This is a genomic window from Novosphingobium sp. CCH12-A3, from assembly GCF_001556015.1.
Lineage (GTDB): Bacteria > Pseudomonadota > Alphaproteobacteria > Sphingomonadales > Sphingomonadaceae > Novosphingobium > Novosphingobium subterraneum.
In genome coordinates this window covers 92586-105532 of record NZ_LSIA01000235.1, presented here as the reverse complement: position 1 = coordinate 105532, position 12947 = coordinate 92586, and the positions used below count along the sequence as shown (strand labels likewise).

General features: G+C 61.8%; 17 protein-coding genes. 3 read left to right on the top strand and 14 right to left on the bottom strand.

The genetic code is table 11. From position 1 onward, the window contains the following. Window positions 1–120: 120 nt before the first annotated feature. Entirely contained in the window at window positions 121–819 is a 699-nt protein-coding gene (locus AX703_RS19460) for an alpha/beta fold hydrolase (protein WP_156452131.1), read from the bottom strand. 149 nt (window positions 820–968) lie between these two features. On the opposite strand from AX703_RS19460, the gene AX703_RS19455 reads away from it, so the two are divergent. The 3 genes from AX703_RS19455 to AX703_RS19445 all read left to right on the top strand — a co-directional run bounded on the left by AX703_RS19455 (window position 969) and on the right by AX703_RS19445 (window position 3538). Then, on the top strand, window positions 969–1382 hold the full coding sequence (locus tag AX703_RS19455; protein ID WP_062346444.1) for a transposase: 414 nt from the start codon (window positions 969–971) through the stop codon (window positions 1380–1382). Beyond that, on the top strand, window positions 1379–1750 hold the full coding sequence (gene tnpB, locus AX703_RS19450; RefSeq protein WP_062346440.1) for an IS66 family insertion sequence element accessory protein TnpB: 372 nt from the start codon (window positions 1379–1381) through the stop codon (window positions 1748–1750). The genes AX703_RS19455 and tnpB overlap by 4 nt, the downstream gene beginning before the upstream one ends. Window positions 1751–2044: 294 nt before the next feature. After that, window positions 2045–3538 (top strand): IS66 family transposase, encoded by a 1494-nt coding sequence (locus AX703_RS19445; RefSeq protein WP_062346469.1) that lies wholly within the window; start codon window positions 2045–2047, stop codon window positions 3536–3538. Window positions 3539–4019: 481 nt separating this feature from the next. Here AX703_RS19445 and AX703_RS19440 read toward each other — a convergent pair whose 3' ends face one another. The 13 genes from AX703_RS19440 to AX703_RS19380 form a co-directional block, all read right to left on the bottom strand. Continuing rightward, window positions 4020–4736: an NAD(P)H-dependent oxidoreductase gene (locus tag AX703_RS19440; protein WP_062346438.1), complete on the bottom strand. Its 717-nt coding sequence runs from the start codon at window positions 4734–4736 to the stop codon at window positions 4020–4022. A 42-nt stretch (window positions 4737–4778) separates the two neighbouring features. Next, window positions 4779–4976 (bottom strand): hypothetical protein, encoded by a 198-nt coding sequence (locus AX703_RS19435; protein WP_156452130.1) that lies wholly within the window; start codon window positions 4974–4976, stop codon window positions 4779–4781. Window positions 4977–5037: 61 nt separating this feature from the next. Beyond that, window positions 5038–5469 (bottom strand): hypothetical protein, encoded by a 432-nt coding sequence (locus tag AX703_RS19430; RefSeq protein WP_062346433.1) that lies wholly within the window; start codon window positions 5467–5469, stop codon window positions 5038–5040. Window positions 5470–5478: 9 nt separating this feature from the next. Further along, window positions 5479–6228 carry an SDR family NAD(P)-dependent oxidoreductase gene (locus AX703_RS19425; RefSeq protein WP_062346431.1) on the bottom strand — a complete coding sequence of 250 codons (750 nt, stop codon included), beginning with the start codon at window positions 6226–6228 and terminating at the stop codon, window positions 5479–5481. A 3-nt stretch (window positions 6229–6231) separates the two neighbouring features. Further along, a complete protein-coding gene (locus tag AX703_RS19420) occupies window positions 6232–7164 on the bottom strand; it encodes a catechol 2,3-dioxygenase (RefSeq protein WP_062346429.1) in 933 nt (310 codons plus the stop codon). Next, window positions 7164–7577: a 2Fe-2S iron-sulfur cluster-binding protein gene (locus AX703_RS19415; RefSeq protein ID WP_062346427.1), complete on the bottom strand. Its 414-nt coding sequence runs from the start codon at window positions 7575–7577 to the stop codon at window positions 7164–7166. The genes AX703_RS19420 and AX703_RS19415 overlap by 1 nt, the downstream gene beginning before the upstream one ends. Before the next feature lie 59 nt (window positions 7578–7636). Beyond that, window positions 7637–8131, bottom strand: a complete 495-nt coding sequence (locus tag AX703_RS19410; RefSeq protein WP_062346425.1) for a heme-binding protein — start codon at window positions 8129–8131, stop codon at window positions 7637–7639. A gap of 2 nt (window positions 8132–8133) precedes the next feature. Beyond that, window positions 8134–9189, bottom strand: a complete 1056-nt coding sequence (locus AX703_RS19405) for an NADH:ubiquinone reductase (Na(+)-transporting) subunit F (protein ID WP_062346423.1) — start codon at window positions 9187–9189, stop codon at window positions 8134–8136. A 5-nt stretch (window positions 9190–9194) separates the two neighbouring features. After that, complete coding sequence (locus AX703_RS19400) at window positions 9195–9551, bottom strand: phenol hydroxylase subunit P4 (protein ID WP_062346421.1); 357 nt, start codon at window positions 9549–9551, stop codon at window positions 9195–9197. A gap of 64 nt (window positions 9552–9615) precedes the next feature. After that, entirely contained in the window at window positions 9616–11130 is a 1515-nt protein-coding gene (locus AX703_RS19395; RefSeq protein WP_062346419.1) for a YHS domain-containing protein, read from the bottom strand. A gap of 13 nt (window positions 11131–11143) precedes the next feature. After that, window positions 11144–11413, bottom strand: coding sequence for an MmoB/DmpM family protein (locus AX703_RS19390; protein WP_062346417.1), 270 nt, complete (start codon window positions 11411–11413; stop codon window positions 11144–11146). A gap of 11 nt (window positions 11414–11424) precedes the next feature. Then, complete coding sequence (locus tag AX703_RS19385) at window positions 11425–12417, bottom strand: phenol hydroxylase (RefSeq protein ID WP_062346467.1); 993 nt, start codon at window positions 12415–12417, stop codon at window positions 11425–11427. Then, on the bottom strand, window positions 12417–12755 hold the full coding sequence (locus tag AX703_RS19380) for a phenol hydroxylase subunit (protein ID WP_197423775.1): 339 nt from the start codon (window positions 12753–12755) through the stop codon (window positions 12417–12419). The genes AX703_RS19385 and AX703_RS19380 overlap by 1 nt, the downstream gene beginning before the upstream one ends. Window positions 12756–12947: the final 192 nt, after the last annotated feature.

Sequence of the window (12947 nt, the reverse complement as noted above, 5' to 3'; positions counted from 1 at the left end):
AGCAAAACCGAACCGCTCCTGACCAATCGAACGATGCGCCACGTCCGGCCCTCCTTTTCAGAAAGCCCATAGAATCAACAATCAATACCGATGTCTACACCCACCCGCGCACAGGTCTCATTATGCGGCGAATCCGGAACTGCGCAACTTACCAAAGCAACTGCGCACTTCGCTGATGAACAGATCAGGCACTTCGAACGCGGCGAAATGCCCGCCCCTGTCCAACTCGTTCCAGTGGATAAGGTTGGGCATGTGGCTTTCGCACCAGCTGCGCGGCGCACGGTAAAGCTCATTAGGGAACACACTGCATCCGGCAGGCAGTTCGATCCGTGCGCCGGAAAAGGCACCCACAGAACTTTCCCAATAGAGTCGTGCAGAGGATGTGCCGCTGTTTGTCAGCCAATAGAGCATCACATTGTCGAGCATGTCATCGCGCGTGAGGGTGGCAGGCAGATTGCCGTCATGATCGGTCCAGGCATGGAATTTCTCGATGATCCATGCGGCTTGCGCCACCGGCGAATCGGCAAGGCCATAACCAAGCGTTTGTGGCCGCGTTGCCTGCTGGATCGAATAACCGGACTCCCATGCATTGTAGTGAGCTAATGCATCCAACATGGCCTTCTCTTCGGTCGAGAGCTCCGCTGGTATGTCACGCGGCAGCACCATCGGTAGATTGACATGAACGCCGGCCAAGCCCTCCGGCCTTTGGGCACCCAGCGCGGTTGTGATTCCTGCGCCCCAGTCGCCGCCTTGCGCGACATAGCGCGTATATCCCAAGCGTCGCATCAGTATCGACCACGCCTGGGCAATGCGCTGCACCTTCCAGCCTGCCTGCGTCGGCTTGCCTGAAAATCCATACCCCGGCAGCGATGGCAGGTATCCGTCATCCCAGACCCACGTGGCGTAGATGGCCATGAGCTTTGAGTGTCCCGCGTGCATATCGCGTAATTTGATTCGGCGGGGTGACTGTGGAGCAAGAGATCGACGGCAGTGGCGGCGTGGAGAACGGGCGCCGACGGCGCTGGACGCTGGAAGAGAAGCGCGCGGTGGTGGAGCTGTCGCTCGATCCGGCGTGCAGCATGGCGGAGGTGGCCGCGTGTTTCGATGTCCTTCCGGCCCAGATATATGCCTGGCGCCGCGAGTTGCGCGAGATGGCGGAGGACGCGGCGCGCGAGGACAGGGCGATGTTCCTGCCGGCGGTCATCGAGCCGACATCGGTGCCGGCGGTGCTGCTCGAACCGGAGGCCGCGAACGCGCGGCTGCTGCCGGACGCGGTGGTGCAGGTCGCAATGGAAGTGCGCGGCGTGCCAGTGATGGTCGCCCACGGCGCAAGTTCGACGCTGGTCGCCTCGGTAATCGCAGCGCTGCTGAGGGCGCGATGATCGGGCCGGGCAGCGACGCCAAGGTGCTGATCTACACCAAGCCGATCGATTTCCGCTGCGGCATCGACACGCTGGTGGCCAAGGTCCAGCACGAGTTGAGCCAGGATCCGTGGCGCGGAGTCGCCTATATTTTTCGTTCCAAGAGGAAGGACAGGCTGAAGATTCTGTGGTTCGACGGCACCGGCATCTGGCTGATGACCAAGCGCGCCGAGGCCGCCGAAGGATTCGCCTGGCCGCCGGCGGTCGATGGCAGTTTTTCGATCACGGCGGCGCAGATGGCAGCACTCACCTCGGGCATGGACTGGCGTCGGCACCGCGCGCCAAGGCGCGTAAATCCGCCTAAAATCGAGGGTTTCGCTGATGCGTGAGATAGTCGCGACAGGCCGAGTCAACTGCGCTGGACGCGTCGTTACGCATGTGATTCGATGCCTGCCATGGACCCGCTGACGGCCTCCTGCAAAGACCCAGTTGCGCTGCTCGCGACCATCGCGAAGCTGACCGCCGAGGCGGCCGAACGCGACCAGCAGATCGTTCGCATCAACGCCGAGAACGAGGCGCTCGCCCGCGCTGCGGCCCAAGCTGAGGCGCGCGAGATCATCGCGCTCGCCACCGCGAAAGCGGCCGAACACGCCGCCGTCATCGCCGAGGCGAAGGCCGCCGAGATGGAGGACGCGCTCGCGGCCGCCCGCGATGAGGTCAAGCGCCTCAACGACATTCTCGACCAGTTCAAGCGCCACCGTTTCGGCCAGAGCGCCGAGCGGCTCGATCCCGACCAGTACCAGCTCGTGCTCGAAGAGCTCGAAGCTGCCTTGTCGCGCGCCGAGGCCGGGCTCGAAGCGCTGATCGACCAGGCTGACGCGACCGGCGAGACAAAGCGCCGCCGCCGCAACAACCGTGGAGCGCTGCCCGCCCATCTCGAGCGTATCGAGCAGGTCGTCGACATCGAAGACAAGCAGTGTGCCTGCTGCGGCAACGATCTTCATGTCATCGGCGAGGACGTCACCGAGCGCCTCGACGTCGTGCCCACCATCTTCCGCGTGCTGGTCACCCGCCGTCCGCGCTATGGCTGCCGCGGCTGCGACGAGGGCGGCGTCACCCAGGCGCCGGCGCCAAGCTTCATCGTCGATCAGGGCCTGCCCACCGACGCGCTCGTCGCCCAGGTCATCGTCGCGCGCTACGCCGATCACCTTCCGCTTTACCGGCAAGCCCAGATCTACGCCCGCCAGGGGATCGATCTCGACCGGGCAACGCTCGCCGACTGGGTCGGGCGCGTCGGATGGTGGCTGACTCCGCTCAGGCAGCATCTGCTCGCCGAGCTGCGAAGTTCGGTGAAGCTGTTCGCCGACGAGACGCGCATGCCCGTGCTGGCGCCCGGGACCGGCAAGACCAAGAGCGGCCAGCTGTGGGCCTATGCCCGCGACGATCGGCCATGGGGCGGACTCGCGCCGCCCGCCGTCGTCTACATGTACGCCACCGGCCGCGGCGGCATGCATCCGATCGACCATCTCGGCGACTTCGCCGGGGTGCTCCAGGTGGACGGCTATGCCGGCTACAATGAGATCAAGCGCCGCAATGGCGTCACCCTCGCATTCTGCCTGCTTCACGCGCGGCGCAAGTTCTACGATTTCCGCGAAAAGGAGCCCGTTGCCGACGAGGTGCTCCGTCGCTTCTCGGCGATCTACAAGATCGAGGCGACGCTCAGGGACACCTCGCCCGAGGCGCGGTTCGAAGGGCGGCAGCTGATGCTGAAGCCGCTGTTCGATAACCTGCGCGACTATCTCTCGAAGAACCTCGGCCGGTTCAGCGCCAAGGGCAAGATGGCCGAAGCGATCAACTATATGCTCAACCACTGGCAGCAGCTCACCTATTGCCTGCTCGACGGCCGCGTCGAGCTCGATACCAACACGGTCGAAAGAAGCATCCGCCCGATTGCCCTGTCGCGCCGCAACTCGTTGTTCGCCGGCAGCGATGCCGGGGCAGACAATTGGGCGGTGCTCGCCAGCCTTCTCGAAACGTGCAAACTCTCGGACGTCGATCCGCTCGCCTGGCTCACCGCCACCCTCACCAAGCTTGCCAACGGTCATAGCAACAAGGACCTCGATTCCCTCATGCCCTGGCACTCCCCCAAGATCGCCGGGCGCAACGCCCCCTCTTAAGACGCTTGACCGGCACGTTTCCGCCACGTGGGCCTGGGATGACGGATACCATACAACTGGGTCGATACCAACGCCGCACAAACCGCGTTCGAGATCAGCAATCTCGCCAGCGCCGCCTGATCGCTGAAATTACACCGCCGATCTCGCCGTGGTTGCTCAGCCGCCCCGTGGGGGATTTTTACCGCTTACCACCAAGCTTGCCAACGGTCATAGCAACAAGGACCTCGATTCCCTCATGCCCTGGCACTTCCCCAAGATCGCCGGGCGCAACGCCCCCTCTTAAGACGCTTGACCGGCACGTTTCCGCCACGTGGGTCTGGGATGACGGATACAGATCAAGTCCCCGGGCGTCAACTGTTTTGCTCCCGCGCAATTAAGCGTCGCCCGCGTTGCGAGCAAATACCATTTTCCAACCAATTGGTTACCTTTTCCGTATCGCTCGGCCGATGCAAGCCCTTGCTCTTGCGCCCTTTGCTTTTCCTCAAGCGAGAGGCAAAGGCGAGAATTGCGCATCGAAGGCAGCCAGATCGGGCTTCTCCAACAGCTTGCGCTCGCCCAGATGAGCGACGACGGATTCGAGGGACGCCAGAATCGCCTGGCGACCCTCGAGGCTCAGATAGGGGACGTGATAAGCGACAAACGGCTCGATCACGTCGAAGCCGACATAGCCCAGCGCCCCTTGGAAGAAAGGGCGCAGCATCCCGGTCACGAGCTCACCGTGGATCGCTCCAGGTCCGAACATATGCTCGCGGCCGCCAAGGCTGAAAGCCGCGAAAGCCCTCTTGCCGGCCATTCCGCCCGAGCCATAAATGTGTCTTCCCCGGTAGAACGTCCCCGATACGAAGACCCGGTCGATCCACCCCTTCAAAATCGCCGGAACACCGAACCAGAACAGCGGGAAGGTGAAGACAACGAGGTCGGCAGCCAGAATCTTGGATATTTCGAGGCTGATGTCGTGAGCGATGGTTCCGGTTTCATAGGCATGGCGCTGCTCCAGGGCGTAAACCAGATGCTCGGGATCCTTACGGGCAGAAAAATCCGCCGGCGACAGGACGGGATTGAAGCCCATCGCATAGAGGTCGGACTGCGTGACCTCCCACCCGTCGGCGGCCAGGCGCGCGGCAATTGTGTCGCGCATCGCCGTAACGAACGAATCCGCTTCCGAATGCGCATGAACGATGAGTGCTGTTCCGGACATATCCTGATTTCCGATCCTCCGCTTCGTCGCGATGCCTGCATGTCAGCGAGAAAGGCTCTCAGCCGGATGGCTTGAACCGGGATTTTCCCGGTTGACGATCGTCCCACGCTTGGCGCCGGCATTCCAAAAGTGCGACGCCTCCCCGCCATCGCCAAAAGCCCGAAGATGGATGCAGCCATAGGCTTCAAGCCCCCGCGCCAACCACCCTGCGCCCAAGCGCACCACGCCTTGCCAGCTCATCACTCCCTATCCCTCCCGCGACTGCCGCCCTTGGTGGATTCCGGGAGATCGCGCGGACCGCTCATGTTCCCCGAATGCGCCGCTCTGCTTCGCTGGCGCGCACCATGCTGGCGGGCTCCCCGGCGATGCACCAGTTCTCCGGCGCAATCGAGATCACCTGCCCACGCACATTGCGGCGTTCGCAGCGGCAATGCGCGACGATGAGATCGGTAAATCCGCGCAACAAGGCATGAAGCTGCTCCTGCGGCCTTCCCGCCAGCGCGAGGCATGTAAAATAGGGCGCATCCGCTCCCCCGTCCGACGCCAGCACGCCTGCGGTCGCCCAATGCTGCGGCCGATGCAGAGAAACGAAAGCCCTGACACGGTCCAGAGGCAGCGGATCGACGGCAGGATAAAGCGTCCGGACATAGAAATCGGTCGCCTGCTCGAGCAGCGCGCCGATTTCGTCGTCGGATTGCCGTCCTTCGGTCAGATGGAACTCGACAATGGGCATTTCGTCTCCTCAGGGAATGGCGTGGCGACGCCCCGCATCCAGCATCAGAGTCGAGCCGGCGAATGCATCGGCACGGGGGTCGAGAAGCAAAGCGATCGCCCAGGCCACGGACTCGACCGAAGTGAACGCCCCGATCGCCGAGTCCGCGCGCATGCGATCGAGCATGGTGTCGAAGCTCACGCCCTCCTTCTCGGCGCGTGCCCGGGCGATGCCGTGCAATCGTTCGGTGTCCGCTGGCCCCGGGGCGACGAGATGCGCCGTTACGCCGAGTTCGCCATAGGCCCAGCTCATCTGCCGCACGAGGTTGGCGAGCGCCGCATTGGCGACACCCGCGGTCGCGGCATAGGCTGTCGGCTCGAAGCCATAATGCCCGCCAATCGCGACGAGACGCGATCCGCGCCGCAGGTGCGGCTCGGCGGCCCGCACCAGGCGAACGAAGCCTCCGACCTTGATATTGCAGGCTTCGACCAGCGCAGAAATTGGCGCCGCGCGCACTCCGCCGGCCACCGGCACCCCTGGGGCATGGACCACGATGGACACCGGCGCCGTGATCGCCGCGCCGATCGCCTTGATCGCCGTGTCATCGGCCATATCGGCGATCACGGCCCGAAACCTGTCTCCATGCCTTTCGCCAAGCGCGGCGAGCGAGGCCGGGTTTCGGGCGACGCCCAGAACATCGATGCCTGCCGCGACAAGGTCCGTCACAATGGCCTGTCCGAGCGCGCCGCCGGCACCGACGACGATGGCTTGATCGCGCATCGCTCAGGTCAACACATTGAGGAAGCTGGGAACGACCACATTACCCTGGCTGAACAGCGCGTTCCCGAATTTCGAGGTGTCCCAGATCAGCGCCGGATTGTCTGGATAGTAGACGTAGCCGCCGGTGAAGACCTCGTTGCGGTTGCCCGAGGGATCGAAGAAATAGACCGTGGCGCCGCGGGTCACGCCGTGCCGGTTCGGTCCGAAATCGATGGGTATGTCATATTTCCCCATGCGATCGGCGGCGTGATAGAGATCGTTTACCGATTCCAGGAGGAACGACATATGGTGCAGCTTGCCGTCCTCCGGTTGGGCAACGAAAGCGATATCATGCGGCTTGTTCGAACATGACACGAAGGTCGCCAGCGGTGCGCGGGACTCGTGATCCTGCAATTCCTCGGTGAGGTTGAACCCGAATACCTTGATGAACAGATCGCGCGATGCGGCGATGTCCCGCCCGCCGAGCAGGCAATGGTCCAGGCGGATGATGCGCATGCCCTTGATGTAACCGTCATCTGGGATCGTTCCCGGATTGGCCGCATCCATACCGTTCCCGACCTGCTCCTTGAAGGCATAGAGCTGGCAGACATGGCCGGTGGGAAGCGTGAACTCGACGCGCCGTCCGCTGCGGGCGTAGGTTCCAGACGGTATCTGACGGGTTTCGACGCCATAGTCCTGCAACCGTTGATCCAGCGCGGACAGCGTATCGTCATCCAGAACCTTGAAGGCGACATAGTCGACGCCGCACTGGTCAGCCTGACGGATGACAACCGAGTGGCAATCATGCTCGTCCCACGCCTTGTAGTAGGTCTTGCCATCGTCATCCCGGCCCGTCTCGATCAGGCCCAGATATTCGCCGTAATGGCGCCGCGCGGCCTCGATATCGAGAACCCGTACGCAGATTTCGCCCAGCCTCAGGACACCGTGGATCGCCATCAATTTTCTCCAGGATATTCGGGTGTCTTGTCGACACCCTTGGTTTCTGTCTTCCGCAAGACGTTCAGCGGAAGCGGTTCGATCTCGAGATTGCCTCGGGGAATGATCCGGCAGGCAAGCACGATACCCGCCGCCTCGTCGGCCTCAGAGATGCGGCTGCGACTCATGGGCAGCACTTGGTAAGAGCCTTTGATCACGCGGATTCGGCAAATCCCGCATCCCCCGCCCCGGCATCCGACGGTTACAGCGGCCGCCCTTGCGGCGATCATACCATGAAGCAAAGGAATTCCGGTCGCCGACGGGAATTGAAGCGATGTCCCGGTTACGCGCACAAGATGGGCTTGCCCGGCCTCTTCGGCCGGATGATCGATCATCTCTTGCGCTGCCGCCACGCTGGCGAATCCCGATGCCATCGAATTATTCCTTCTCCCGACTCTTGGGTTACTGCCCCTTGACGATACCTTCCAATACCTTAGCGTGTGATCGGTGATACGGCCTGCGTATCCATAGACCCGCTTGCGCACTGCAAGCCCGCAGCAGCAATCTGCTCGTCCTCTTCCGCCGTTCCGCCGGAAACCCCGATCGCTCCCAGACAGTGCGCTTCGTGGAAAATAGGGATACCGCCCGGAACCACGGTAAGGCGGGGGCGACGCAGGAGGCCGTTGCGAACATTTTCCTCTGTTTGCGCCAACATCTCGCCAAGACCACGCGTTGACAGGGAAAACCCGGCCGCTGTCCAGGCCTTGTCGATCGCGAGATCAGTCGAGATGAGAAACGCGCCGGGCAGCCTGAGGAAGGCTATCAGTGCCCCGGCGGAATCGACCAGCGCTATGCAGGCCCGAACCCCGAGACGATTTGCCTCCGCGCGAGCTGCTGCAAGCGCATGTTCCAGCGCGTTTGCGGACACCGCAGGGAGTGCGGCGAAGCCATTGCCGCTTCCGCCCTCATTCCTTTGTCCCTCCGCCATGATCAAATCGACTTGAACAAAGGCGAACGGACCTGCTGCGCGTCAGCGGCCGAAATGAACTTTTCGGTATAGATGTCCCGTTCGAACAGACGGCCCTGCATTAATGTCGAGAGGCAGGCCTCGATCATCAGCGGCGGGCCGCATAGATAGGCTTTGTATCCCCTGAAGTCGCCTTCGAAGCACCTTTGCGCCAGTTCGTGCACGAAGCCGCGTTCGCCCGACCAGGCACTGTTTTCCGGCTCGTGCGACAATATCGGAAGATAGGAGAAATTGGTGTGGCTGGCGGCGAGCGCGAGAAACTCGTCGTGATAATAGAGCTCCTCGCGGCTGCGCTGCCCGCAGATCAATGTCATGGGGAGATCGCAGCCATGCCCCAGCAAATCCAGGATCATCGATCGCGGGCTCGACAGGCCCGAGCCGCCAGCCAAGAACAGCATCGGCGTTCGTGCGGATTTGCGCACGAAGAAGCGGCCATAGGGTCCCGTGATCTTGATTGGATCGCCTTCGCGCAGGTTCTCATGTACGTAGGCGGTCCCGGCGCCACCGGGTACCAGTTTGATGTTGAGCTCGATTACCTGCCCATTTCCCGGTGGACTGGCGATCGAGAAAGCGCGCGTCCCGATTCCGTTCGGCAGTGCGAGGTTGATATATTGGCCTGCCTGGAAGTGGATCGGTTGTCCAAGATCGATCCAAAGACCCTTGATGGTAGGCGTCAGACTTTCGATCCGTGTGACGCTGCCAGCGAAGTCGCGGATCGGAATGACCTCGGCGTCGGGATCCTCGTCGATGTCAGCTTCGATCGTGATATCGTCCTCGACTGTGGCGCAACATGCCAGCGTATTCCCCTCTTCGCGCTCGAAATCCATGAGCGCGAAGCTGGAGGCGCCGCCATGATCCACTTCCCCGTCGAGCACGCGCACCTTGCAGGTGGCGCACAGGCCATGACCGCAGGCATGGGGAAGGTAAATGCCGGCGCGGAGGGCCGCATCGAGAATGGTCTGCCCCTCCTCGATCGGTACGCTCGCGCCGAGCGGCTCTATCGTCAGTTCGTGGGCCATGGCATTCAGGGATTCGGGAACAAGGCGCTGGGAAACGGCGTGATCATGCGAATATGATCCTTGTGCCCGATGCCATTGACTTCCAGCGTTGCCGCGAAGTCGGGCTCGAACGGCGTGTCGCCATTCAGCCACTCAACGGCTTGCCAATCGATTGCGCTGGCCTGAGGATCAGGCGCGAGCAGCGGCTTGACCCGCTCTTCTATCATTTCGCCGAAGGTGGTGTTCCTCGGCGTAAAGAGGAGGAAGGGCGCCGCGAACAGCAAATGCTGTTCCCACCCGAAATACACGATGAGATTGTCGCCGAAGACTTCCGCACGATCGCGGGAGGGGAATTCGTAGCTGCCGATAGCCTTGACTGACATGGCTGGTCCTTTCCCAAACAGGGGTTGGTGGGGCGGGCGACGCCGCAAGCGCCGCCTCGCGCGGTCAGGCGGAAGCCTTGTGCCGCCAAGCCTCGAAGTTGGCGCGATCCTCGGAGACGGAGTAATCGCCATTGTCGACGCCGGGCTGCAGGCCGACCCATTCCATCCACTTGGCAAGATCGCCGAAGTTGGGCGCAGCGAAGAGCTGATTCATGGGCAGCCAAGCCTGCGCAAATTTTTCCGGCTCAGCGAGAAAGATGTCCTTGCAGCCATCCGAGCAGAAGTGGAATTTCTCCCCCCGGTACAGCGTATCGCGGTAGCAATGCCGGGTGGGATCGCCGGGCTCGGTGAATACCTCGGGCAGCTGGCAGGTCTGACAGAGTTTCGCGAGTCCGAAATTCGCGTAAGGCGTTCCGGCCTGCTCCATCGCCTTAATGTGTTCCCAGCGCGGCCGGTAATAGCGATCGAAGGTGTCGGGGTATTTCTTCGACAGCCAGGCCATGTCCTCATCCGATGGGATCCAGGCATGGAAGGCCGTTCCGTAGCTCCACTGATAAAGCCCGAGCATGAGCTGGTGCGATACATGATCGGCCGCCTCAGTCGCGACCTCCCAGCCCTTCGGAACGCGAATGCCGTAGCGGGCGAGGTCGCGGAACAGCGCGCCGCCATTTTCCACGCCGTAGATTTCCCAGGCTTCTTTCCAGCTCATCACCCGTTTGGGCAGCATATAGTCCATCATGGCGCCGACCAGCGTCAGCATCCGCATTCCGCGCCAGAACCATTTATCCAGCCAGCCCTGGACGATGGGCAGATTGTCCGGATCCTGCTCGAGCATGAACTTGATGCACTCGAGACCAAGCGTCATGTGGCGAGCTTCGTCCGACTGCGCTGAAAAGCCGAACGTCACCGTGGCCATATCGCCATTATATGCAGCGCCGGACATGAACGGGACGAACAACAGGTTCGTCAGCACATATTCGAAGGCGAAGCCGATCGCAGTGATAAACTCGAACGGGCCGCCCGACATCGCATCGTCGAAGAACGAGCGTGGCACCGACGTGTACCAGATACGGTCACGACCGTCCGCGAAAGCGTGGAACCCGTTGTAGAACTTGTTGTAGTTCGACGCGGCGTGGATCTGGGTCTGGGCGTGACGGATTTCGTCCAGCGACTGCATCTGACATGCGATTTGTGTGCCGACGCCTTCGAACTCGCGGCCGATACGTGCAAAACCCTTGTGCGCGGCATATTCGCCCGGACTGATCGCCTGGATGAAGAGCTTGAGCGCAGTGAGATACCTCCCGTCGGTGATGTTGAGGTGGCCATTATTCTGTGCGTGCGCGTCGAGGATCGCATAGTATTTGCGCTCCTTCTCGGCCTGATATTTCCAGTAGGCGTCCATCGTCAGGCGGAATGGATCTTCCCACTTGTCCCAGTCGTGGATCTTGATGCCTTCGTACCGGGTATAGGGAAAAAGCGCTTCCTTCGGCTGGTAGGAGGGGGCCCATCCGAGATCGCGGGTGAGCAGCCGGTAACGTTCCTTGATGCCGAGCTTTGGCGCGAGGGTCTGCATGTCCATGATCGATATCCTCTCAATTCGCCCAGCTCAGAACGAGCCGGTCGTCATCCTCGTCCACATGGCCGGACAGGGTGACGAGGTTGATGTGCAGTTCCTGAAGGTCGAAGCGACGGCCGAGCATTTCCTCGATCGTTTCCCGCTTGATCGTCAGCTCATCAGGCGCGGTGATGCGCACCATGGCGGGCTGATACTCGGCTTCCGCCGCGGCATTGTCCTGCAGGATCGCCTCGACGATCGGGCGGGTTTCCTCATTGGCCTGGAAGGCGATGAATACGGTCGACATCGAATATCTCCTCAGAGGGAAAGGCCGGCCTTGACGGCGCGCTTGCGAAGCGCGTCCTGGGCCTGGGCAATCGTCTCGTCCGCGCTGTCACCCAACACCAGTTCAGCTACCGGCAAGAGGGCCGAGGCAGCGCGCGCACTCCAGCTATCGAACCAGGCAGCCAGAACCGCCGTGTTCTCCGCGCTTTCGCCGGCCGCGATCTTGAGAACGCTGTCGACCCACTTGGCGGCTTCGTCATACCACTCCACCTGAAACTGGGTGACCATACTGATCGCGGAGCCGCCGCGTGCGGATAGAACACCATCGATCGCCGCGTCGTAGATCACCGGGTAGAGCAAGCCGTCGATCGCGAAATTCTGCGCGACGAACAATTCGACAGGATCGCGGATAATCATGGTGTCCTCTGCCAGCCGCCGCAGCGGCTGCCAAACGTCCGCCTCGAGCCACGCGGTACGGCCAACGGTCAGCGCGTCCGCGCCTCCGAACAGAAGGCCGGCGCGCGAGAGATATTGCGCGATCGCCAGCGCATCCATGCCCTGATAGAGACATGGTTGGGTGAAGGTGGTGCCGTAGCCATAGCCTGCGATCAGCACGTTGTTCTGGTTCGACGCCCATGCCGCGTGGCGCAATGGGATCAGGATGGCGAGCGCCTGTTCAAGGACGTCTGCCGGCACGGAGAGATGCAGCTTGCGGCTTTCGACAAAGGTGAAAGCTCCTTCGACCGCTTCCTGCTGACGCGCCCGAGCCAGCGTATAGGTGCTGTAAAAATATTGTCGCGGGTCCTTGAATGCGTCCCAATCGGCCATTTTCACCAGCGACAGGCCAGGATCATAGAGTTGCTGTTCGGGCGCCCAGGTTGGGCGGTAATGCAGGTTCTCCTTGGCCTGAATGTCATAGGAGCCTTCCTGATAGCGAGAGGCTGGCTTGTCTCCAAAGCGGCGGACGATATTATCGAACGTCTTGCGCTTCGGTTCGATCTGGATGGTCTTGAGGTCTATCTGCATCATTTCTCTCCGTGCAGGCTGGCGTGCTGATCAATCAGGTGCTGGACGTCTGATGGACGCCACGACATCGCGACCGCCTCGTCTCCTTGGGCGGCCTCGCGCTTCGCAGTGACGAGAACGGCTCTCTGATCGGTGCAAAACTGCCGAAAATCTTCGGGTGAAAGCATCATCTCGACGCTGAGCGCCAGGTCGCCTACTCCGAAGTCGAACTCGATGAGACCACGGCGGCTGCCATTCACGCGCACGAGCTTGCGCGACGGATCGAATTCCGTCTCGTTGCGCGACACAGCTGCGCCATTCTCGCTATTCGCCAACTGTGCCGGGCGTTCGCCTTCCATGATCCAGAGCACCCTTCCCATATCGTTCTGTCACGCACGTCCGACCGTGCGCGAAACCTATGGAGCAAGGCGCGTGCCAGTTTGCGAAATGCGCGGATTTTCGAGGGGTGATGAGACCGGAGCGAAATGGGGAAGCGCTTCTCAAACCAATTTTGTTGCGCAAACCCGCTAGCGGCACAAAATTGTCACGGC